At 39.2% G+C, this 22,728-nt stretch carries 21 protein-coding genes; 19 read left to right on the top strand and 2 right to left on the bottom strand.

Annotated elements, in window-relative coordinates; all coding sequences use genetic code 11:
* Nucleotides 1-3 precede the first annotated feature (3 nt).
* From folD to spo0A, 10 genes are all read left to right on the top strand, one after another.
* Entirely contained in the window at nucleotides 4-858 is an 855-nt protein-coding gene (gene folD, locus ACN6MT_RS13350; RefSeq protein ID WP_419956181.1) for a bifunctional methylenetetrahydrofolate dehydrogenase/methenyltetrahydrofolate cyclohydrolase FolD, read from the top strand.
* Between the two features lie 13 nt (nucleotides 859-871).
* Entirely contained in the window at nucleotides 872-2,230 is a 1,359-nt protein-coding gene (gene xseA, locus ACN6MT_RS13355; RefSeq protein WP_419956182.1) for an exodeoxyribonuclease VII large subunit, read from the top strand.
* Nucleotides 2,231-2,255: 25 nt separating this feature from the next.
* Nucleotides 2,256-2,453, top strand: coding sequence for an exodeoxyribonuclease VII small subunit (gene xseB, locus ACN6MT_RS13360; protein WP_235847039.1), 198 nt, complete (start codon nucleotides 2,256-2,258; stop codon nucleotides 2,451-2,453).
* A gap of 3 nt (nucleotides 2,454-2,456) precedes the next feature.
* Nucleotides 2,457-3,350, top strand: coding sequence for a polyprenyl synthetase family protein (locus ACN6MT_RS13365; protein WP_419956183.1), 894 nt, complete (start codon nucleotides 2,457-2,459; stop codon nucleotides 3,348-3,350).
* A 147-nt stretch (nucleotides 3,351-3,497) separates the two neighbouring features.
* The gene (gene dxs, locus ACN6MT_RS13370) at nucleotides 3,498-5,390 is read left to right on the top strand and encodes a 1-deoxy-D-xylulose-5-phosphate synthase (protein ID WP_419956436.1); all 1,893 of its coding nucleotides are present in this window, start codon (nucleotides 3,498-3,500) and stop codon (nucleotides 5,388-5,390) included.
* Nucleotides 5,391-5,393: 3 nt separating this feature from the next.
* Nucleotides 5,394-6,233, top strand: coding sequence for a TlyA family RNA methyltransferase (locus ACN6MT_RS13375; RefSeq protein ID WP_419956184.1), 840 nt, complete (start codon nucleotides 5,394-5,396; stop codon nucleotides 6,231-6,233).
* A gap of 146 nt (nucleotides 6,234-6,379) precedes the next feature.
* Nucleotides 6,380-6,829: a transcriptional regulator AhrC/ArgR gene (gene ahrC, locus ACN6MT_RS13380; RefSeq protein ID WP_283861436.1), complete on the top strand. Its 450-nt coding sequence runs from the start codon at nucleotides 6,380-6,382 to the stop codon at nucleotides 6,827-6,829.
* Between the two features lie 15 nt (nucleotides 6,830-6,844).
* Nucleotides 6,845-8,545, top strand: coding sequence for a DNA repair protein RecN (gene recN, locus ACN6MT_RS13385; RefSeq protein ID WP_419956185.1), 1,701 nt, complete (start codon nucleotides 6,845-6,847; stop codon nucleotides 8,543-8,545).
* A gap of 106 nt (nucleotides 8,546-8,651) precedes the next feature.
* Nucleotides 8,652-9,941, top strand: a complete 1,290-nt coding sequence (gene spoIVB / locus ACN6MT_RS13390; protein ID WP_419956186.1) for a SpoIVB peptidase — start codon at nucleotides 8,652-8,654, stop codon at nucleotides 9,939-9,941.
* Nucleotides 9,942-10,223: 282 nt separating this feature from the next.
* Nucleotides 10,224-11,015 carry a sporulation transcription factor Spo0A gene (spo0A, locus tag ACN6MT_RS13395; protein WP_419956187.1) on the top strand — a complete coding sequence of 264 codons (792 nt, stop codon included), beginning with the start codon at nucleotides 10,224-10,226 and terminating at the stop codon, nucleotides 11,013-11,015.
* A 65-nt stretch (nucleotides 11,016-11,080) separates the two neighbouring features.
* Here spo0A and ACN6MT_RS13400 read toward each other — a convergent pair whose 3' ends face one another.
* Nucleotides 11,081-11,218, bottom strand: coding sequence for a YycC family protein (locus ACN6MT_RS13400; RefSeq protein WP_419956188.1), 138 nt, complete (start codon nucleotides 11,216-11,218; stop codon nucleotides 11,081-11,083).
* Between the two features lie 41 nt (nucleotides 11,219-11,259).
* Between ACN6MT_RS13400 and ACN6MT_RS13405 the strand changes: the two genes are divergently transcribed.
* Nucleotides 11,260-11,988, top strand: a complete 729-nt coding sequence (locus ACN6MT_RS13405; protein WP_419956189.1) for a glycerophosphodiester phosphodiesterase — start codon at nucleotides 11,260-11,262, stop codon at nucleotides 11,986-11,988.
* Nucleotides 11,989-11,998: 10 nt separating this feature from the next.
* Here the strand turns inward: ACN6MT_RS13405 and ACN6MT_RS13410 are convergent, their stop codons facing one another.
* Nucleotides 11,999-12,241 carry a DUF2627 domain-containing protein gene (locus ACN6MT_RS13410; protein WP_034673137.1) on the bottom strand — a complete coding sequence of 81 codons (243 nt, stop codon included), beginning with the start codon at nucleotides 12,239-12,241 and terminating at the stop codon, nucleotides 11,999-12,001.
* A gap of 186 nt (nucleotides 12,242-12,427) precedes the next feature.
* Here ACN6MT_RS13410 and ACN6MT_RS13415 point away from each other — a divergent pair, with 186 nt between their 5' ends.
* The 8 genes from ACN6MT_RS13415 to ACN6MT_RS13450 all read left to right on the top strand — a co-directional run bounded on the left by ACN6MT_RS13415 (nucleotide 12,428) and on the right by ACN6MT_RS13450 (nucleotide 22,653).
* Nucleotides 12,428-14,500: a sigma 54-interacting transcriptional regulator gene (locus tag ACN6MT_RS13415; RefSeq protein ID WP_419956190.1), complete on the top strand. Its 2,073-nt coding sequence runs from the start codon at nucleotides 12,428-12,430 to the stop codon at nucleotides 14,498-14,500.
* Nucleotides 14,501-14,626: 126 nt separating this feature from the next.
* Entirely contained in the window at nucleotides 14,627-15,535 is a 909-nt protein-coding gene (yqiS, locus tag ACN6MT_RS13420) for a phosphate butyryltransferase (RefSeq protein WP_419956437.1), read from the top strand.
* 30 nt (nucleotides 15,536-15,565) lie between these two features.
* Nucleotides 15,566-16,660: a branched-chain amino acid dehydrogenase gene (gene bcd, locus ACN6MT_RS13425; protein WP_034673141.1), complete on the top strand. Its 1,095-nt coding sequence runs from the start codon at nucleotides 15,566-15,568 to the stop codon at nucleotides 16,658-16,660.
* 89 nt (nucleotides 16,661-16,749) lie between these two features.
* A complete protein-coding gene (gene buk / locus ACN6MT_RS13430; RefSeq protein ID WP_419956191.1) occupies nucleotides 16,750-17,853 on the top strand; it encodes a butyrate kinase in 1,104 nt (367 codons plus the stop codon).
* 20 nt (nucleotides 17,854-17,873) lie between these two features.
* Entirely contained in the window at nucleotides 17,874-19,295 is a 1,422-nt protein-coding gene (lpdA, locus tag ACN6MT_RS13435) for a dihydrolipoyl dehydrogenase (RefSeq protein WP_419956192.1), read from the top strand.
* Between the two features lie 43 nt (nucleotides 19,296-19,338).
* Nucleotides 19,339-20,334 carry a thiamine pyrophosphate-dependent dehydrogenase E1 component subunit alpha gene (locus ACN6MT_RS13440; RefSeq protein WP_419956193.1) on the top strand — a complete coding sequence of 332 codons (996 nt, stop codon included), beginning with the start codon at nucleotides 19,339-19,341 and terminating at the stop codon, nucleotides 20,332-20,334.
* A 12-nt stretch (nucleotides 20,335-20,346) separates the two neighbouring features.
* Nucleotides 20,347-21,330, top strand: coding sequence for an alpha-ketoacid dehydrogenase subunit beta (locus ACN6MT_RS13445; RefSeq protein WP_419956194.1), 984 nt, complete (start codon nucleotides 20,347-20,349; stop codon nucleotides 21,328-21,330).
* A 15-nt stretch (nucleotides 21,331-21,345) separates the two neighbouring features.
* Nucleotides 21,346-22,653, top strand: a complete 1,308-nt coding sequence (locus tag ACN6MT_RS13450) for a dihydrolipoamide acetyltransferase family protein (RefSeq protein WP_419956195.1) — start codon at nucleotides 21,346-21,348, stop codon at nucleotides 22,651-22,653.
* The last annotated feature ends 75 nt before the right edge of the window (nucleotides 22,654-22,728 follow it).

Consider the following 22,728-nt stretch of genomic DNA (forward strand, 5'->3'; position numbering starts at 1 on the left):
CAAATGGCAGCAACTATTATTGATGGGAAAGAAATAGCAGCGAAAAAAAAGGTAGAAATTGCATCTGAGGTCCAAAAACTAAAGGCATTGGGAATTACACCAGGACTTGCGGTTATTCTTGTTGGAAATAATCATGCATCGAGAACATATGTGACTAATAAAGAAAAAACTTGTCGAGACCTAGGTATGCACTCAGTACTAATTGAACTACCAGAAACGGCTACCCAGGAAGAATTACTTCAAAAAATAGAGGAACTAAATGTAGATCCCGCTATCCATGGCATTTTAGTACAGCTTCCTCTTCCAAAGCACATCGATGAAACAAGAGTTATTGAGTCAATATCTCCTCTAAAGGATGTAGACGGATTTCACCCGATAAATATTGGAAGAATGATGACGGGGCAAGATGCATTCTTACCGTGTACCCCTTTTGGAATCATGGTACTCTTAGAAGAAATGGGTATATCGGTTGCCGGGAAACATGTTGTTGTCGTGGGGAGAAGTAATATTGTAGGAAAGCCAGTTGGTCAGTTGTTTCTTAATCAACATGCAACGGTAACCTATTGTCATTCGAAAACAATCGATTTACAATACCATACTACTCAAGCTGATATTCTTGTCGCAGCAGTTGGCCTGGCCAACTTTATTAAGGCTGATCATGTAAAAGAAGGTGCGGTTGTGATTGATGTAGGGATCAATCGGAATGAAGCAGGTAAGCTTTGTGGCGATGTTGCGTTTGATGAAGTAAGTCAGAAGGCAGGTTATATTACCCCTGTACCAAAAGGAGTAGGTCCGATGACCATTACTATGCTCATGTATAACACTCTTAAATCAGCAAAAAATACGCTGCGGTCCTAAAAGGGAGTTCCTTATGCAGGAAAAAAAGTATTTATCTGTGCTTGCATTAACAAAATACATAAAAAGAAAATTTGATGCAGACCCTCATTTACAAGATGTACATGTTCGAGGAGAAATCTCAAACTTCAAACAGCACTCAAGCGGACATATGTATTTTACATTAAAGGATGACAAAGCTAGGATTCTTGCAGTGATGTTTGCTGGCCAATCACGTGCCATGAAGTTTTTACCAGAAAACGGAATGAAGGTGGTTGTAAAAGGGGACATCTCGGTTTATGAACCAAGTGGTCAATATCAAATATATATTAAAGAAATGCAGCCAGATGGAATCGGGGAATTATTTTTAGCCTACGAGCAGTTAAGAAAAAGACTTGAAGCTGAAGGGCTATTCTCAATAGAACAAAAAAAGCCTATTCCTAGTTATCCGAAAACGGTGGGGGTTATAACATCACCAACAGGGGCTGCAATAAGGGATATTATCACCACAATTAAAAGACGTTATCCCATTGCAAATATCCTTGTTTTACCAGCGCTTGTACAGGGTGAGAATGCAGCGGCTTCGATAGCACGGGCTATTAGTAAAGCAAACAAGATGGAAAACTTAGATATACTAATTGTTGGGCGCGGAGGCGGTTCGATTGAAGAGTTATGGGCTTTTAATGAGGAGATAGTTGCTAGGGCCATTAATCAATCGGAAATTCCTATTATTTCTGCAGTTGGCCATGAAACTGATTTTACGATTGCCGATTTTGTCGCAGACATGCGTGCTCCAACACCAACTGCAGCAGCAGAGCTTGCCGTTCCTCATATTGATGAATTAATGGAAAGACTGCTTCAGCGGAAGACCCGGATGCTTCAATCCATGAACGGTAGATTTCGATATGAAAAACAACGATTAGAGCGTGCACAAAAATCCTATGCATTTCGTTATCCACATCGTCTTTACGAACAAAAACTTGAACAGGTAGATAAATTAACAGAATCACTTGTACGTGGGACTGCTAGATTGACTGATCTAAAAAAGTCCCAATATGAAACGATTCATAACCGACTCAATCGAAACCATCCAAAAGTAGTATATCGTGACGCAGAAATTAGATTTGAGCGTTCGAAAAAAGATATCCAACGGGCAATGGGACAAATCTTCTTGAAGAAACAAAACGAATTTGAAAGAATTCTCGCTATGCTTCAAGCTTTAAGCCCGTTAAAAATAATGGAACGAGGATTTAGTCTCGTTTATTCAGAAGATAATGTGTTAATAAAAAGTGTTAAACAAGTAAAAGAGAACGAACCACTTCAAATTCAATTAACAGATGGTAGCCTTCTCTGTAATGTAGAGAACATAAAGGAGAGCGAAAATCGTGACGAATGAACAAAAGATTTCCTTTGAGGAAGCAATGAATAAGCTTGAGCAAATTGTTGATAAGCTTGAAGAAGGGGATGTCCCTCTCGAAGCGGCCATTGCCTTTTATAAAGAGGGAATGGAGCTGTCCAAACTCTGTCATGATAAGCTAAAAAATGTCGAAGAACAATTAACACAGATTATTACGGAGGACGGACGTAAACAAAACTTTACGATTGAAGAGGAGGTATAGGCTTTGACTACTAAAGTTCTAGATGCTTTTACACAAGAACATAAACAACTACTTGAATCTGAGCTTCAAACCTTGGTGGAAAAGCTTAATGCGCCTCCTATTATTAAAGAAGCAATGCATTATTCACTTAAGGCAGGCGGTAAGAGAATCCGTCCTTTACTGGTATTTGCTACGCTTGCTGCTTTTGAAAAAGATCCAAAAATCGGTCTAATGGCCGCTGCCGCAATTGAAATGATTCATACATATTCACTAATCCATGATGACCTGCCAAGTATGGACAATGATGATCTAAGAAGAGGCAAGCCTACGAATCATAAAGTATTTGGAGAGGCCATTGCCATTTTAGCAGGAGATGCATTATTGACCTATAGCTTTCAGGTAATTGGACAAACTCCTAACGAATTCGCGTCTAGTGAAACCAAACTTGAACTCATTATGGAGATGGCCAAAGCTGCTGGCAGCGAAGGAATGGTGGGTGGTCAGGTGGCTGATATGGAAGGAGAGGGAAAAACTCTTTCCGTTGAGGAACTTGAGTATATCCACATCCATAAGACAGGGAAGTTATTGAAGTTCAGCGTTATCGCTGGCGCATTGTTAGGTGGAGCAAGTCAAACTCAATTGGAAAACCTGTCTGCATTTGCCCATCATTTAGGACTTGCATTTCAAATACAAGACGACATTCTTGACCTAGAAGGAAATCAGGAATTACTAGGTAAACCTGTTGGAAGTGATTCTGCTAATGAGAAGAGCACCTATCCACGGTTATTGTCTATGGAGGGTGCGAAGAAAGCGTTAGGACAGCAATTGCACCTGTCTAAACAATATTTGTATAAGACAGGACTTAACATCCTTTTACTTAAAGAAATTGCTGATCTTATAGCATCAAGAGACCACTAAATAACTGGTATTTGAACAACAACGTAATTGTGTTATAATTGTTGTCAATGTAGAAATCGTTGTCAATGCCGTTACCACTTTTTGTGTTAGCGGCTATTTTTTACTAGGTGTATGGAAAGAAATAGAATGAAAGTGAGTGGTCCAAACATGGATCTGTTATCAATAAAAGACCCTTCCTTTTTAAAAGGGATGTCAAATCAAGAATTGGAGGTTTTAAGTCAAGAAATACGCCAATTCTTGATTGAAAAACTGTCTGTTACTGGAGGCCATATTGGACCGAATTTAGGTGTTGTCGAATTAACCATTGCCTTACATAAATGTTTTGACAGCCCCAAAGATAAATTTATTTGGGATGTAGGACATCAGTCTTATGTTCATAAAATACTTACAGGCAGAGCGTGTGAATTTGATACATTGCGTCAATTTAAGGGACTGTGCGGCTTCCCAAAAAGAATTGAAAGCGAGCATGATGTTTGGGAAACAGGGCATAGTTCAACTTCCCTTTCAGCTGCGATGGGAATGGTCATCGCTAGAGACTTGAAAAAAGAGAGTTCCTTTGTTGTACCTATCATTGGCGATGGTGCGTTAACTGGAGGAATGGCGTTAGAAGCATTAAATCATATAGGCCATGAGAAAAAGAATATGATTGTCATTCTGAACGACAATGAAATGTCCATTGCCCCAAATGTTGGTGCTCTTCATAACATTCTTGGTCAATTACGGACAGCTGGTAAATATCAATGGGTTAAAGACGAGTTAGAATTGTTATTGAAAAAGGTACCAGCTGTCGGAGGGAAACTTGCAGCCACTGCGGAACGTGTGAAAGATAGTCTTAAATATTTATTTGTGTCGGGAATGTTCTTTGAGGAGATGGGGTTTACATACTTAGGTCCGGTTGATGGTCATGATTATGAAGCTTTATTTGAAAATTTACGCTATGCCAAAAAAACGGAAGGACCAGTCCTTCTTCATGTCATCACGAAAAAAGGGAAAGGTTTTCAGCCAGCTGAAAGTGATAAAAAAGGTACTTGGCATGGCACAGGACCTTATAAGATGGACACAGGTGCCTTTGTTAAGTCTGATAAAGCCCCTCCAGCATGGAGCAGTTTAGTAAGTGAAACAGTTCGCAAGCTAGCTCGTGAGGATGAGAGGATTGTCGCGATAACGCCAGCTATGCCTGTTGGGTCAAAACTAGAAGGCTTTGCTAGTGAGTTTCCAGAAAGAATGTTTGATGTGGGGATAGCAGAACAGCATGCAGCTACCGTTGCGGCTGGTTTGGCGACCCAAAATATGAAACCCTTTTTAGCGATTTATTCAACTTTCTTACAACGAGCGTATGACCAGGTTGTTCATGATATATGCCGTCAAAATTTAAATGTTTTTATCGGGATTGATCGGGCTGGTTTAGTAGGTGCAGATGGTGAAACGCACCAGGGCGTATTTGATATAGCTTTTCTAAGACATGTTCCTAATATGGTTTTAATGATGCCTAAAGATGAAAATGAAGGGCAGCATATGGTTTATACTGCGATGACCTATGATGATGGTCCAATTGCAATGAGATTTCCACGAGGTAATGGATTGGGTGTACCGTTGGATGAAACATTTAAGAGCATTCCAATCGGAACCTGGGAGGTTTTGAAGGAAGGCGAGGATGCGGCAATTTTAACGTTTGGTACAACCATTCCTATGGCTCTAGAAGCTGCAGAAACGCTTGAGAAACAAGGGATTTCCGTAAAAGTCATAAATGCTCGTTTTATTAAGCCTTTAGATGAAAAAATGCTCAATGAGTTATTTTTAAATAATATCCCTATTCTAACCATTGAAGAAGCAGTCTTACAGGGCGGTTTTGGAAGCTCTGTTCTAGAATATGCACATGAAAAAGGATTTTACCAGCAAGCAATCGACCGAATGGGGATACCTGACCAATTTATCGAACATGGTGATGTAGAATCACTTCTGGAAGAAATTGGAATGACTACGTCGGAAGTCGTAAAAAGAATGACCATACTAGCTCGAAAAAAACAACAAAGGGCATAATTCATGAAGAATAAAGAACGATTAGATGTATTATTAGTTGAAAGAGGATTAGCAGAAACAAGAGAAAAAGCAAAACGTTCTATTATGGCAGGTTTGGTTTACTCCAACGAAGAACGTTTAGATAAGCCTGGCGAGAAAGTGAAAGTAGATATCCCGTTAATGATAAAGGGGAATGTACTTCCCTATGTCAGTCGAGGTGGTCTAAAACTGGAGAAGGCAATAAAGATTTTTGATGTCTCAGTAAAAGATAAGATTATGCTAGATATAGGTGCCTCAACTGGTGGATTTACTGATTGTGCATTACAGAACGGTGCAAAAATGTCTTATGCACTGGATGTAGGGTACAATCAGTTAGCTTGGAAGCTGCGTCAGGATGAAAGAGTAGTGGTAATGGAAAGAACCAACTTTCGGTATGTGACACCTGCTGATTTAGTTGGTGAAATGCCTAATTTTGCCACAATAGATGTTTCCTTTATATCTTTAAAATTAATATTACCTGTCTTAAAAACCCTGCTTGTACCTGGCAGTGACATTGTGGCACTTGTTAAGCCTCAATTTGAAGCAGGTCGTGAGCAAGTTGGTAAAAAAGGTATCGTACGTGATGAAAAGGTACATTTACAGGTTGTTAATAAAATCGTTGATTTTGCTCTTGTGCAAGGATTCAATGCTGTTAATTTATCCTTTTCTCCGATTACCGGTGGAGATGGAAATATTGAGTTTCTCCTTCACCTTAAATGGATGGGAGAGCAGGACGCCGGTCAAAATCAATTGCCTAGAGAGCCAGAGCACATTGTAAAAGACGCTCATCAGGAATTTAAATCTAAACAAGATGTGGAAGGATAAGCCTATGCTTTTCCTTCCTTTTTGATTGGGCCCTTTTTTGAAAAATAATAATTGTACTTCCATGGCAAAATGGGCTAACATATGGGTATAAGCGACATTTTTGTACAAAATACATGAATGTTTTGGATGATTACGGGGTGAATGGATTGAATAAGGGTCAACGTCATATAAAAATTAGAGAAATTATCACTGCTAATGATATTGAAACACAAGATGAACTTGTTGATGAATTAAAGAGTGCAGGATTTAATGTTACGCAAGCAACAGTTTCTCGAGACATTAAAGAATTGCATCTGGTTAAAGTTCCGTTATTAGATGGGAGATATAAGTATAGCCTCCCAGCTGATCAACGGTTTAATCCGTTACAGAAATTAAAAAGATCATTAATGGATGCCTTTGTTCGCATCGATTCCGCAGGTCATTTATTAGTAATGAAATGTCTGCCTGGTAATGCTATGGCCATTGGTGCTCTGTTAGATAACCTAGATTGGGATGAAGTACTAGGAACCATTTGTGGTGACGATACGATTTTAATCATTTGTCGTACGCCAGAAGATACAGAGACAATCACTAACCGGTTCCTTGATATGCTTTAATAGGGGGAATATACCTTGTTATCAGAATTATCGATAAAGAACTTTGCAATAATAGAGGCCCTTTCCATTTCGTTTGATAAAGGGCTGACCGTTTTAACAGGAGAAACAGGTGCAGGGAAATCCATTATTATAGATGCCATTCACCTGCTTGTAGGTGGCAGAGGATCCGCTGAGTTTGTCAGACATGGAGAAGAAAAAGCTGAAATTGAAGGTCTTTTCCAAATCGATGAGCACCATCCTTGCCACTCAAAGGCTTTTGAGTTTGGGATCGAAATTGAAGAAGGAATGGTTGTTTTACGAAGAGATATCTCTCGTTCGGGCAAAAGTGTGTGTAGAATTAACGGGAAACTAGTGACCATATCGACCCTTCGTGAAGTGGGATCAACCCTAGTGGATATACATAGCCAGCACGAACACCAAGATTTAATGGACGAGAGCAGACATTTACTCTTACTCGACCAATATGGATATGATGAAATATCTCAGTCACAGGCAGAATACCAGGAAGTGTTTCACCGCTATGAACAAACGTCCCAAAAGCTTAAATCGCTGAGTGAAAATGAGCAAAAAACCGCACATCGCCTCGATCTCATTCAATTTCAGTTTGATGAAATTCAAAATGCTAAATTAAAGTTGAAAGAAGACGAAGAACTTTTTGAAGAGAAAAGAAAACTTGCGAATTTTGAGCGTGTATTCGAGGCTGTTCAATCCAGTTATAATGCCTTAACTGGAGAACAAAAGGGACTTGATTGGATTAGTATGGTAATGGGTCAGCTAGAAGACGCTGCAGCACTGGATTCAGCATATAAAGAAATATATGAATCCGTTATGAACAGCTTTTATCAATTGGAAGATGCCTCACGTATGTTGAGGAATGAACTAGACGGATTAGAATATGACCCACAGCGTTTAAATGAGATTGAAGAGCGATTAAATGAAATTAATCAGTTGAAGCGTAAGTACGGAAAAACGATTGAAGAAATCTTAGAATATGCCGCTAAAATAGAAGAAGAAATTGAAACATTGCAAAACAAGGAAACACATATCGGTCAATTAGAAAAGCAGTTAACGTCCATTAAAAAAGATTTAATCCTTGAGGCTAAACAGTTAACCGAGCTTAGAAAACGCTGGGCTGATAAGCTCACTACTTTAATACATAATGAGTTAAAAGAGCTTTACATGGCAAAAACCGTGTTCGAAATTCGGTTTGAATCGATTTTACCTCATTTTTCAAAAAATGGTGTAGATCACGTGGAGTTCTATATTTCCACCAATCCTGGTGAACCGTTAAAGCCGTTATCTAAGATTGCCTCTGGCGGGGAGCTTTCAAGAATTATGCTGGCGCTTAAGAGTATTTTTTCAAAGCATCAAGGAGTTACTTCGATTATATTTGATGAGGTAGATACAGGAGTCAGCGGCAGAGTGGCTCAGTCAATTGCCGAAAAGATTTATAATGTTGCTGTTGATTCACAGGTACTATGTATTTCCCATTTACCACAAGTAGCTGCGATGGCTGATACTCATCTTTTTATTTCTAAGGTTACGGAAGGCGGCCGTACAAAAACCTCAGTTAATCCACTTAGTATTGAAGAAAAAATAAAGGAAATAGGGCGTATGATTTCAGGTGCTGAAATTACGGATTTAACAAAGAAACACGCGGAGGAATTGTTGTTTTTAGCTTCAGAAAACAAAAAAATTGTAAAGCTTCCCAATTAGGGGAGCTTTTTTATGTTGTATCAGGTTATAAATGGCGCTGATGCAGGCAAAATTAAAGATGTAGCCATTTCTATAGTGTGAAACAGAAGCGAGGAGAGTGAAGATTTTGAAGTTAGAAATAATTAGAAAGATCATTGGTGGAATTCTCCTTGTTTCATTAATCAGCGTTTTATATTATCAGCCATTACAGCAATACCTTGATATACCAAAGACCATTACAGTCTTTGAAGGGCAAAATTATACTTTCCAAAAGGCTGTACCGGTATCAGCCTCATTAGTATCTCACAATCCTAATATCACACTTGAACAGGATCCAAACACAGTTTCCCTAACAGCTAGTGAAAACGGCAAAGATGAAATGTTACTAGAATTTGCAGGAATTCCAGTAAAAAAGGTCGATGTAAATGTCTTAAAGGACTTTAAAGTCCAGCCAGGAGGTCAGTCTATCGGTGTTAAATTAAACACGGTTGGCGTATTGGTCGTAGGTCACCATTTAGTTAATACCGAAGATGGAAAAAAATCCCCTGGAGAAATTGCAGGAATAAAAATTGGTGATATTATTACCGAAATCAATGGAAACAAAATTGAAAAAATGACAGATGTAGCACCTTTTGTACAAAATGCAGGACAAAACGGGCAAGCATTAGATATGGTAATTAGCAGGGAAAGTGGAAAGTTCACAACGAAACTTACTCCACTAAAAGATAAGGGAGAGAACTCCTATAAGCTTGGATTATACATTCGTGATTCAGCAGCAGGTATTGGAACGATGACTTTTGTTCATCCACAGACGAAAAAATATGGTGCCTTAGGGCATGTAATATCTGATATGGACACGAAGAAGCCAATTGTTGTTGAAGATGGTCAAATCGTTCGTTCAACTGTCACCTCTATTGAAAAAGGAAGCAATGGTGATCCCGGTGAAAAGCTTGCACGTTTCTCTTCAGATCGTGAAATTGTCGGAAACATCACAAAAAATAGTCCATTTGGCATATTTGGAGTGTTAAATAAAGAATTAAAGAACGGTATTATGGATAAACCGTTGCCAATTGCTCTATCTCACCAAGTAAAAGAAGGGCCAGCCAAAATCTTAACCGTTGTAAATGATGACAAGGTTGAAGAATTTGAAATTGAAATTGTCAGCACGATCCCGCAGAAATTTCCAGCAACAAAAGGCATGGTATTAAAAGTTACAGACCCAAGACTTCTTGAAAAAACTGGAGGAATCGTTCAAGGTATGAGCGGAAGTCCCATCATCCAGGATGGTAAGCTGATTGGTGCCGTAACACATGTCTTTGTCAATGATCCAACCTCAGGTTATGGAGTACACATTGAATGGATGTTAAGTGAAGCAGGAATTAACATATATGAAAAACCGCAGGAAAAGGCAAGTTGAAAATGAATTGGTTGTAAAACAAAATAGGCGAAACCGCCTATTTTGTTTTATATAAAGATTATTCGACAAAAGAATAGAATTTTAAGGCTTATATGCGAATTTAGTCGAAATTTAAAGGAAAACAAAGAAAAGATAAGATATTATCACTATTTTAAGAAATATTAAAAAAACTAGAGGAATTTTAGTTGCATTGTCGAATTTCTAATTTAGAATAGAATTAAGACAATAAAGAACAATGATAAATAGAGATATGACCCATTTGGATCGAGGAGGATATAAAAGGTGAAAAAAATTAAAGTTTGTGTCGTTGACGACAATAGAGAATTAGTGGGATTATTAGAGGACTATATTTCGTCCCAGGATGATATGGAGATTGTAGGTATCGCACATAATGGTCAGGATTGTTTAGATCTTCTTGAATCCACAGATACAGATGTACTCGTTTTAGATATTATTATGCCTCATCTTGATGGGTTAGCAGTGCTTGAGCGCTTAAGAGAATTAAAAAAGGGTGCAATTCCAAACGTTATTATGTTGACTGCATTTGGTCAAGAAGACGTTACAAAGAAGGCTGTGGAACTCGGAGCTTCCTACTTTATTTTAAAGCCATTTGATATGGAGAATTTAGGAAACCATATCCGTCAGGTAAGTGGTAAAAGTAGTCAGGTTAGCCGCAAAGCCCCTACTGGAAATTACCGTTCGCATACTGAACATAAACCAAGAAATCTCGACGCCAGCATTACAAGTATTATCCATGAAATTGGTGTTCCTGCGCATATTAAGGGATATTTATATTTACGTGAGGCCATTTCGATGGTATACAATGACATTGAATTGCTTGGATCGATTACGAAGGTTTTATATCCTGATATTGCAAAGAAATATAATACGACAGCCAGCCGTGTGGAACGTGCGATTCGCCATGCAATCGAGGTAGCGTGGAGCCGTGGGAATATTGATTCCATTTCCTCTTTATTCGGGTACACTGTAAGCATGTCTAAGGCGAAACCAACAAACTCAGAGTTTATTGCTATGGTTGCAGATAAACTGCGTTTAGAGCATAAGGCCTCTTGAAGAGATCTATAATATAAGGAAAAGCCTTCATTTTAAAAATGAGGGCTTTTTTTGTATAATAAATCTTATTTATTTTCTTTTTCAAGTTCCATTAACTTTTGAATAAGTATATGTTGAGGCATATGCATAAGTTGTTCTATTGGAACATTTAATTTTTCGGCCAGCTTAACCGCTGTTTCAGGGGATAATTGTAAAGGTTTCATTGCAGGTTCGTACCTCCATTCTTTAGTTAGGGAGTGAAAAAATGACACAAATTTTTGCTCATCGAGGTTATTCTGCACTTTTTGCAGAAAATACAATGAGTGCATTCATAGCAGCTGAGAAGGCAAATGCAGACGGTTTAGAGCTAGATGTCCAATTAACCAAAGACGGTGAAGTGGTGGTCATTCATGATGAAAAAGTTGATCGGACAACAAGTGGTTCTGGCTTTGTTAAAGATTATACTTTTAATGAGTTACGAAAGCTCAATGCCAACAAAAAAAGTGCGAAAATAGAACCAATTCCATCATTAATTCAGGTTCTTGAATGGATGCAATCCAATCAATTAGTTTGTAACATAGAGTTGAAAAATAACCTGTTCCCATATGAAGGGATGGAAGAAAAGGTTATTCAGCTTGTTCGAAACTATAACTTAATGGATCGGATTATCCTTTCTTCTTTTAATCACTATAGTATCGTCTTATGTTATCGGATAGCACCTGAAATCGAGACAGCACCGCTATTTAATGAGCGAATCTATATGCCGTGGGTTTATGCGCAATCCATCCGCGCAAAAGGTATTCATCCCAAATTAGCAACGATAACAGATGATATTATCGATGGCGCAATAAAAAATGGAATTGCAGTTAGACCATACACTGTTAATAAAGACAACGATATCAGCAGGCTTTTGAAAATTAACTGTACAGCACTTATCACGGATGATCCGGTAAAGGCGATAAAAATTAAACAACAATTTGAAAAGAGACCATAGTTGGCCTCTTTTATTTTTTTGTGTTTGAAAACCGCGTTTGTACTTTATTTCTCTTTCTATCACGATGAAAAATGAAGCCTGCCACAAACCCCAAACCTCCAATGAATAGAAACAGGCCTAAAAGGAATTGAAGCCATAGGAAAGGAATTGGGCTTTGCAGAATCCCAAATGTCATATCACGCATTAATTTAATCCCATAACCTGCTAAAAAGCCTGGAATAACCAATATAAGTAGAGCAATAATCCGCCTCATAATTAAATCCTTCCAATTGTTTGATACGTTATAAGAATTATACCTTCAAAAGAAATATTAGTACAAGGATATAATTTGTCAAGGTAAGGAAAAAAATATAGAATAGATAATGAAAAATATTGCATGTTTTCGATTATGTTGGTGTGAAAAAGTTTTCTTTTTCAAATATAATAAAGGGGCGGAAAAATGCAAAATGTTATGATTGTTGGTGCCGGTAAAGGTGGTACAGCGATCCTTAAATTACTTAATGAAACAGAAGTATTGAATGTCCAGGTTGTGATTGATAGAAACTTTGATGCACCGGGGATCGTACTGGCACAAAGTGAGGGGATAAAGACCGGGATAGACTGGAAACCATACTTAAACGAACAAATTGATATCATCATAGAGGTAACTGGAAATGAACATGTTTTTCAAGAGTTAAGGAGTACGAAGGACAAGAAAACCGTTTTAATTCCTGGGAGTGTTGCATTTCTTTTAGCAAAGCTATTAGAAGAAAAGGAAGAACTAATCGTTAAGCACCAAAATGCCTCCTATCAACAAGAACTAATCTTTAATGCAACGAATGATGGAATGTTGGTAATAGACCCTAAAGGGATTGTGATTTTATTTAATCGCATGGCCGAAGAAATGACAGGTGTAAAACGAGGTCAAGCGATTGGGAAAAACGTCATTGACGTAATTCCAGAAAGTAGACTTCCTTTCATTCTTGAAACAAGAAGAATAGAGAAGAATCAAGAAATGACTTTGGGGAACGGGCGAAAAATTATCACAACCCGTATTCCTATCATTGAAGAAAATGGAACGTTAATTGGTGCGTTTGCAGTTTTTAAAGATATCACAGAAGTAGTGAACCTTGCTGAGGAAATTACGGATTTAAAAGAAATTCAAACCATGCTTCAGGCGATTATCCACTCAAGTGATGATGCGATTTCTGTAGTGGATGAAAACGGAAGAGGTCTTCTCATTAATCCGGCGTATACCCGGCTAACCGGGCTAACAAAAGAGCGCGTGATTGGACACCCGGCAACTGCTGATATATCAGAAGGTGAAAGTATGCATATGAAGGTTCTTCAAACAAGAAGAGCAGTCCGTGGAGTCCCGATGCGAGTTGGTGCAAATAAACGGGAAGTTATTGTTAATGTGGCCCCGATTATTGTAGAAGGGAAATTAAAAGGCAGTGTTGGAGTTATTCATGATATGTCAGAAATTAAATCCCTAAACCGGGAATTGAACCGTGCGCGTCAAATCATCCGAACGCTTGAAGCCAAGTATACCTTTGAGGATATTATCGGAAGTTCTGAGGAGATGACGCTTGCAATTGAGCAGGCTAAACTTGGCGCAAAAACGCCGGCAACCGTTCTTTTACGTGGTGAGTCTGGTACAGGGAAAGAATTGTTTGCCCATGCTATACATAATGCAAGTGATCGAAAATACAACAAATTTATACGTGTTAATTGTGCTGCCATTTCAGAGACCCTTCTAGAGAGTGAATTATTTGGTTATGAAGAGGGAGCCTTTTCAGGGGCAAAAAGAGGAGGGAAAAGAGGTTTTTTTGAAGAGGCGAATAATGGAAGTATTTTTCTCGATGAAATAGGTGAACTATCAGCTAATACTCAGGCGAAATTACTGAGGGTCTTGCAAGAAAATGAAATCATTAGAGTAGGCGGCACAAAACCAATTCCGATAAATGTTAGAATCATTGCTGCAACACATGTGAATCTTGAAAAAGGAATTGCGAAAGGTTCTTTTAGGGAAGACTTATACTATCGTTTAAATCGTATGCCTATACATATACCTCCACTCCGGAATCGAAAAGAAGAGATACCTGTTTTGTGTGAAAGGCTTATCCAAAAAATTAATCGTGATTATGGAAGAAATGTGGAGGGTGTTGCCCAGGCTGCACTCCTGAAATTAATGAATTATGATTGGCCGGGAAATGTACGGGAACTAGAGAATATTCTTGGACGGGCAATGATCTTTATGAATTACTATGAAACATTGATTAATATACATCACCTCCCTGAACTAAGAAAAAAAACGGGAACTGAACCACAAGTATCAGACGTTAGTGAATCCATTCAGCAGGATCGGTCCTTAACTGCTATGGTTGAAGAGTATGAATCTGAAATTATCCAACAATCGCTTCAACGTTTTAATGGGAATAAGACGGCGGCTGCTAAAGCACTTGGTTTGTCGGTAAGAAATCTTTATTATAAGTTAGAAAAATATAAACTTGAAAATAATAGCATGCAATAAATTTCATAGTATGAAAATAATTGCACTTTTTATTCTGGGTTATAAAGCGTTTTCAAGGAATTTCACTTGGCACGGATTTTGCATATTAAAATGATGGAGTTGAAGAAAGAAAGGGTTGATGACAACTTGTTGCTTGAAACACTAATAAACAAAGCAACCCAATTGGATGACATCACGGTCGCTGTTGCAGTGGCAGAAGATGAAGAAGTAATAGGAGCCGTTATCGAGGCATTAAACCGAAATCTTGCCAATTTTATCTTATTTGGTGATAATGAAAAAATTAATATGATTTTGAATCTGAATGATAAAGACCAACAAAAAAGTAATAAAAGTCTTACTATTGTTCATGCAGAATCCAACACAATGGCCGCAGAACTGGCAGTCAAGGCTGTATCGACTAAGGAAGCTACTGTTTTAATGAAAGGGAATATCCCAACGAGTGATCTATTAAAGGCTGTTTTAAATAAAGAATACGGTCTAAGAACGGGAAATGTATTATCGCATGTGGCGGTCTTTGAGGTCCCAGAGTACAATCGGTTTATCATCGTTACGGATGCAGGAATGAATATTTCACCAAATTTAGAGCAGAAAGCGCAAATTATAAGAAATGCGGCAGCCATAGCAAGAGCAATTGGAATAGAATATCCTAAAGTTGCTCCTATAGCCGCTGTTGAAGTAGTAAATCCAGCTATGCAAGCCACTATTGATGCCGCTTCATTGACCATTATGAATAAACGAGGGCAAATCACAGGCTGTATTATAGATGGTCCATTAGCATTAGATAACGCCGTTTCTGCTTTAGCCGCTGAACACAAAGGAATTCATAGTGAAGTAGCAGGAAGAGCTGATATTTTATTAGTTCCCGCTATTGAAGTTGGAAACGTCTTATATAAGTCATTCATTTACTTTGCAAAAGCGAAAGTAGGGGCGGTTATTGCTGGTGCGAAGGCTCCTATTGTATTAACCTCAAGAGCTGATTCAGCGGAAAGTAAGCTATATTCACTTGCACTTGCTATCTGCTCTGTTACAAAATAGATTGTTTAACTAAAAGGGAGGATTTTTACCATGGAAATTTTTAAGTACTTAGAACAATACGATTACGAGCAAGTTGTTTTTTGTCAGGATAAACAATCGGGATTAAAAGCAATTATTGCGATACATGATACAACATTAGGTCCTGCTCTAGGCGGTACCCGTATGTGGACATATGAATCAGAAGAAGCAGCCATTATTGATGCATTACGTTTAGCAAAAGGGATGACGTACAAAAACGCAGCAGCAGGACTAAATCTTGGCGGTGGAAAAACCGTTATTATTGGTGACCCTCGTAAAGATAAAAATGAAGAATTGTTCCGTGCTTTCGGCCGCTATGTTCAGGGATTGAATGGAAGATATATCACTGCAGAGGATGTTGGAACAACGGTTGCAGACATGGATTTAATTCATGAAGAAACAGACTATGTCACTGGTATTTCACCAGCATTCGGTTCTTCTGGCAATCCTTCACCTGTTACGGCTTATGGGGTATACCGTGGTATGAAAGCTGCAGCAAAGGAAGCGTTTGGAACAGATTCATTAGAAGGTAAAGTAATTGCGATTCAAGGTGTTGGGAATGTAGCTTATACTCTTTGTAAATACTTGCATGAAGAGGGCGCACAACTAATTGTTACGGATATTAATAAAGAGGCTGTTCAGCGTGCGGTAGAAGATTTTGGTGCACGTGCGGTTGACCCAAATGAAATATATGGAGTTGAATGTGATATCTATGCTCCTTGTGCTCTTGGGGCAACCATTAATGATGATACGATTCCACAACTTAAGGCAAAGGTTATCGCTGGGTCTGCAAATAATCAGTTAAAAGATACTCGTCATGGTGATATTATCCATGAAATGGGTATTGTTTATGCTCCCGATTATGTAATAAACGCTGGAGGCGTAATTAACGTTGCTGATGAACTTTATGGGTATAACCATGAACGTGCGATGAAGAAGGTCGACCAAATTTATGCAAGTATTCAAAAGGTAATCGAAATTTCTAAGCGTGACGGCATTCCAACATATGTTGCAGCAGATAGAATGGCTGAAGAGAGAATTGAAAAGATGCGTAATTCTCGCAGTCAATTCCTCCAAAATGGTCATCATATTTTAAGCCGTCGTTAAAAAATGAAAGGGCAGAGCGCTGAGTGAGTAATTCAGCGTCTTTTCCCTTTAAATGATGTAAAAATGTAAAAAAATGGAGGTAAAACACGTTGCCTGATACTAAATATCGAATACTCGTCATCAATCCAGGTTCCACTTCCACTAAGATTGGGGTCTTCGATAATGAAATTTCCATTTTTGAAAAAACAATCCGTCATGATTCAGAAGTCATTAATACATTTAATAATATTATTGATCAATATGAATTTAGAAAAAATACAATCCTGGAAACACTGGATAATGCCGGGATTAATATATCGAAGCTGAGTGCTGTATGTGGACGCGGCGGGTTGCTTCGTCCAATCGAAGGCGGTACCTATGCAGTCAATAATACCATGCTTGAAGATTTACGGACTGGTTTTGCTGGGCAGCATGCTTCAAATCTAGGTGGTATTATTGCCTCCGAGATTGCTTCTGGTTTAAATATACCTTCGTTTATTGTCGATCCCGTTGTTGTAGATGAACTTGAACCTATAGCTAGAATTTCTGGTTTTTCTTTAATTGAGCGGGTAAGTATTTTTCATGCACTTAATCAAAAAGCTGTTGCACGAAGAGTCGCAAGTGAATTAGGAAAAAAATATACCGAATTAAACCTTATTGTTACCCATATGGGAGGGGGCATTACGGTTGGGGTACATAAGCAGGGCAAAGTCATTGATGTAAACAATGGCCTCCACGGTGATGGTCCTTTTAGCCCGGAACGCGCTGGAACGGTTCCAGTAGGAGATTTAGTTGCGTTATGCTTTTCTGGTCAGTACTACCGTGATGAAATAATGAAGAAACTTGTCGGTCAAGGGGGGCTTGTTGGTTACCTTGGAACCAACGATGCCCTCGAAGTGGAAAAAAGAATTGAAGCTGGTGATGAACAGGCGTCTCTGATTTACGAAGCAATGGCTTACCAAGTCGCAAAGGAAATAGGAGCTGCCAGTGCAGTTTTAGCTGGGAAAGTAGACGCGATTGTGTTAACCGGCGGACTCGCGTATGGGAAAGGATTTGTGAAATCCATCACCGATAGAGTTAATTGGATTGCAGATACCATTGTCCATCCAGGTGAGAATGAACTTCAAGCATTAGCGGAAGGTGCACTAAGAGTTCTACGTGGAGAGGAAAAGGTTAAAGACTATCCTAGTACGTTTAAAACAGCAAAAATCTAACAATTTGGGGAGGAAACACAGTGTCACAGGAATACGATTTAGTCATTCTTGGCGGTGGTACCGGCGGTTATGTGGCTGCCATTCGTGCCTCTCAGCTTGGCTTAAAAACGGCAATCGTTGAAAAAGGAAAACTAGGAGGAACATGTCTTCATAAAGGGTGCATCCCAAGTAAGGCTCTTCTAAGAAGTGCTGAGGTATATGCCACTGCAAAACACAGTGAAGATTTTGGTGTCATAACAAGTGAAGTCTCCTATAACTTTGGAAAAGTACAGGAAAGAAAAAATAAAATCATTGAACAACTTCATAAAGGTGTACAACATCTCATGAAACAAGGGAAAATTGATGTTTATGAAGGGTTAGGCAGGATATTAGGGCCATCGATTTTTTCACCAATGCCTGGAACGATTTCGGTAGAAATGAATAATGGCAATGAAAATGAAATGCTCATTCCGAAAAATGTTGTCATTGCGACAGGTTCGAGACCTAGAACGCTTCCTGGACTTGAAATTGATGGAGAATTCGTTATCACCTCTGACGAAGCATTGGAGCTTACAAGCTTACCCGCTTCTATCATTATTGTCGGAGGCGGTGTGATTGGAATTGAATGGGCTTCTATGCTATCTGATTTCGGGGTCGAAGTCACGGTTATTGAATATGCAGACCGCATTATTCCAACTGAAGACCATGAGATATCTAAAGAAATGCAGCGCCTCATGAAGAAAAAGGGAATTAAACTTGTAACAGGAGCCAAGGTTCTGCCGGAAACGCTAGTAAAGAGTGATGGTGTAACTATTTCTGCAGAAGTGAAAGCTGGCATAAAAGAATTCAAGGCAGATAAACTTCTCGTATCAGTAGGCCGACAAGCAAATGTCGAAGGAATTGGATTGGAAAATACAGATATTCAGATTGAAAAGGGTTTTATTGTTACCAATGAATTCTACCAAACAAAAGAATCTCATATTTACGCCATTGGTGATGTGATAGGCGGTCTGCAGCTGGCGCATGTTGCCTCCCATGAGGGAATAATTGCAGTTGAGCATATTGCTAGAAAAGATCCTTCAGAGCTTAATTACAACCTTGTATCTAGATGTATCTATAGCAATCCTGAGGTTTCGAGTGTGGGGATTACTGAGGAACAGGCGCGCGTTAAGGGTCATAAAGTAAAAGTGGGCAAATTCTCATTCCGAGCGATCGGGAAGGCTCTTGTATTTGGAGAATCCGATGGTTTTGTCAAGATTGTCGCTGATGAGGAGACTAATGATATTTTAGGGGTGCATATGATTGGTCCTCATGTAACAGACATGATAACAGAGGCAGGATTGGCAATGGTATTGGATGCAACACCATGGGAAATAGCTCATACCATTCATCCTCATCCAACACTATCGGAGGCCATTGGTGAAGCTGCGCTTGCAGTGGACGGAAGAGCAATCCACTCATAATTTTGAATGCGTATCTATATGAGCAAACGGGAGGTAAAAATAAATGGCTGAGAATCGTCATCATGTATTAGGTTTAAGTGATGAAAAGGTTTTAGAAATGTATGAAACAATGCTTCTAGCCCGCCGGATTGATGAACGGATGTGGCTATTGAATCGTGCTGGTAAAATACCATTTGTCATTTCATGTCAAGGACAAGAAGCAGCGCAAGTAGGTGCAGCATTTGCTCTTGATAAGGAAAAAGATTATGTATTGCCCTATTATCGCGATATGGGTGTAGTTTTAACTTTTGGAATGACGCCAAAAGAACTAATGCTGTCTGGATTTGCTAAAGCGGAGGACCCAAATTCAGGCGGCAGGCAGATGCCTGGACACTTTGGGCAAAAGAGAAATCGAATTGTTACTGGATCATCTCCTGTAACAACTCAGGTTCCTCATGCAGTCGGTGTAGCGTTAGCAGGGAAGATGGAGAGGAAGGATCTTGTTACCTTTGTAACTTTTGGTGAAGGTTCTTCAAATCAAGGTGATTTCCATGAAGGAGCTAACTTTGCAGGAGTTCATAAATTACCAGTCATATTTATGTGTGAAAACAATAAATATGCCATTTCTGTTCCAATCGAGAAACAATTGGGATGTGAAAAAGTATCTGATCGTGCCATTGGATATGGTATGCCAGGATTTACTGTTGATGGAAACGATCCATTAGAAGTGTATAAAGTGGTAAAGGAAGCAGCAAACCGCGGCCGCAGAGGAGAGGGTCCTTCATTAATTGAAACAGTCTCCTATAGACTGACACCACACTCTTCAGATGATGATGACCGCTCGTACCGCGCCCCTGATGAAGTGGCTAAAGCGAAAACAAAGGATCCAATTATAACCTTTGGCGCTTATCTAAAAGAAACAGGTGTGTTGAATGATGAGTTGGAAAAAGAAATTAACGATCGTGTGATGAAACAAGTGAACGAAGCCACTGATTATGCTGAGAATGCACCGTATGCAGCACCTGAACACGCGTTGAAATACGTTTATGGTGATAAGTAAGGGGGATGTAACATGGCAGTAATTTCTTATATAGATGCGGTCACAATGGCCATTCGGGAAGAAATGGAACGTGATCCAAAGGTATTTGTGCTAGGTGAAGACGTAGGAGTAAAAGGCGGTGTTTTTAAAGCGACTCAGGGCTTATACGAACAATTTGGTGAAGAGCGTGTCATTGATACACCGCTTGCTGAATCTGCGATTGCCGGGGTAGGAATCGGAGCAGCGATGTATGGAATGAGACCGATTGCTGAAATGCAATTCGCTGATTTTATTATGCCTGCTGTGAACCAAATTATTTCAGAAGCGGCAAAAATTCGTTATCGATCAAATAATGACTGGAGTTGTCCGATTGTTATTCGGGCTCCATATGGCGGCGGCGTACATGGTGCCCTTTATCATTCGCAATCGGTTGAGGCAGTTTTTGCGAATACGCCAGGATTGAAGATTGTAATGCCATCCACACCTTATGATGTGAAAGGGTTATTAAAAGCAGCTATTCGTGATAATGATCCAGTGTTATTCTTTGAGCATAAGCGTGCATACCGGTTAATTAAAGGTGAAGTCCCAACAGCTGATTATACATTGCCAATCGGAAAAGCAGATGTAAAGCGTGAAGGTGAAGACATAACCGTGATTACTTATGGGCTTTGTGTTCATTTTGCCCTTCAGGCAGCTGAAAAATTAGCCAAGGATGGAATCTCCGCACATATTTTGGATCTAAGAACAGTCTATCCACTCGATAAAGAGGCAATCATTGAAGCAGCAGCCAAAACTGGTAAGGTTTTACTTATTACAGAAGATAACAAAGAAGGCAGTATTATTAGTGAAGTTTCTGCCATCATTGCTGAAAATTGCTTATTTGAATTAGATGCGCCAATTATGCGCCTGGCAGGACCAGATGTTCCGGCAATGCCATATGCTCCTACAATGGAGAAGTTCTTTATGGTCAATCCAGACAAAGTTGAAAAAGCAATGCGCGAGCTAGCAGAGTACTAATAGGAGGTTGGGAACTTGGTAATCGAACAAATTAAAATGCCTCAGTTAGGGGAAAGTGTAACCGAAGGAACAATCTCAAAGTGGCTTGTTTCTGTAGGAGATAAAGTAAATAAATATGATCCATTAGCCGAGGTAATGACGGATAAAGTAAATGCAGAGGTCCCTTCTTCCTTCACAGGTACAATTAAAGAGCTAATTGCTGAAGATGGTGACACACTTGCGGTCGGAGAAGTCATTTGTACCATTGAAATCGAAGGCGGTGCGGTTCAAGAAGAAAAAACTAGTGACCAAAAAGCTGATGTTCCAGAGATGGCTGCAGTTTCTGAACCAACCGACCAAAGTAACAAAGCTCGATTTTCTCCAGCAGTTTTAAAAATTTCTCAAGAACATGGTATTGATTTATCTCAGGTGACAGGCACCGGTGCAGGCGGCCGTATTACACGGAAAGATTTATTGAAATTAATAGAATCTGGTAATATCCCTACTGCAGGAGGGAAGGGAGAGGGAACTTTGGCTGAGGAGGCTCAAGTTGCTGCAGTACAAGAGACTACCCCATCTGTTGCAGCTCAGTCAGCAGCAGCTCCGAAGCAGTCTGTTCCTGCTCCGAGTATACCTGTCACTGCAGGCGATATCGAAATACCTGTAACAGGAATCCGTAAAGCAATTGCTGCAAATATGCTGCGTAGTAAGCATGAAGCACCGCATGCTTGGACCATGATAGAAGTGGATGCAACCAATCTTGTAGAATACCGCAATTCCTTAAAAGACGAATTTAAGCAAAAAGAGGGCTTTAATTTAACTTTCTTTGCCTTTTTCGTAAAAGCTGTTGCACAAGCCTTAAAGGAATTCCCACAGATTAATTCGATGTGGGCTGGGGATAAAATTATTCAAAAGAAAGATATCAATATCTCCATTGCAGTTGCAACAGAGGATGCATTGTATGTACCTGTTATTAAGCATGCCGACGAGAAGACGATAAAGGGAATTGCTCGTGAAATTTCTGAACTTGCTGTTAAAGTAAGAACCAATAAGCTTCGCTCAGAAGATATGCAGGGTGGAACGTTTACTGTCAACAATACTGGTTCATTTGGCTCTGTGCAATCCATGGGTATCATCAATTACCCACAGGCGGCAATTTTACAGGTAGAATCAATTGTTAAACGCCCTGTAGTGATGAATGGAATGATTGCCGTTCGTGATATGGTTAATCTATGTATGTCACTCGACCACAGAGTTTTAGACGGATTAATTTGCGGTCGATTCTTACAACGAGTAAAAGAAATCTTAGAAAACACATCAAAATCTACAACTTCAATTTATTAAAGAAAAATAACCGCTGCCGGATTGGTCTGCGGTTATTTTCATTGCTTGAAATCAAATAGTGTCCTAAAATAAAAA

The organism is Neobacillus niacini (assembly GCF_048572935.1).
Lineage (GTDB): Bacteria > Bacillota > Bacilli > Bacillales > Cytobacillaceae > Neobacillus > Neobacillus niacini.

Excerpts from the sequence above, each read along its gene's own strand:
- folD (WP_419956181.1), top strand. The coding sequence starts at position 4 with ATGGCAGCAACTATTATTGATGGGAAAGAAATAGCAGCGAAAAAAAAG.
- xseA (WP_419956182.1), top strand. The coding sequence starts at position 872 with ATGCAGGAAAAAAAGTATTTATCTGTGCTTGCATTAACAAAATACATA.
- xseB (WP_235847039.1), top strand. The coding sequence starts at position 2,256 with ATGAATAAGCTTGAGCAAATTGTTGATAAGCTTGAAGAAGGGGATGTC.
- dxs (WP_419956436.1), top strand. The coding sequence starts at position 3,498 with ATGGATCTGTTATCAATAAAAGACCCTTCCTTTTTAAAAGGGATGTCA.
- ACN6MT_RS13375 (WP_419956184.1), top strand. The coding sequence starts at position 5,394 with ATGAAGAATAAAGAACGATTAGATGTATTATTAGTTGAAAGAGGATTA.
- ACN6MT_RS13400 (WP_419956188.1), bottom strand. The coding sequence starts at position 11,218 with ATGAAACCTTTACAATTATCCCCTGAAACAGCGGTTAAGCTGGCCGAA.
- ACN6MT_RS13405 (WP_419956189.1), top strand. The coding sequence starts at position 11,260 with ATGACACAAATTTTTGCTCATCGAGGTTATTCTGCACTTTTTGCAGAA.
- ACN6MT_RS13410 (WP_034673137.1), bottom strand. The coding sequence starts at position 12,241 with ATGAGGCGGATTATTGCTCTACTTATATTGGTTATTCCAGGCTTTTTA.
- ACN6MT_RS13415 (WP_419956190.1), top strand. The coding sequence starts at position 12,428 with ATGCAAAATGTTATGATTGTTGGTGCCGGTAAAGGTGGTACAGCGATC.
- bcd (WP_034673141.1), top strand. The coding sequence starts at position 15,566 with ATGGAAATTTTTAAGTACTTAGAACAATACGATTACGAGCAAGTTGTT.
- ACN6MT_RS13440 (WP_419956193.1), top strand. The coding sequence starts at position 19,339 with ATGGCTGAGAATCGTCATCATGTATTAGGTTTAAGTGATGAAAAGGTT.
- ACN6MT_RS13445 (WP_419956194.1), top strand. The coding sequence starts at position 20,347 with ATGGCAGTAATTTCTTATATAGATGCGGTCACAATGGCCATTCGGGAA.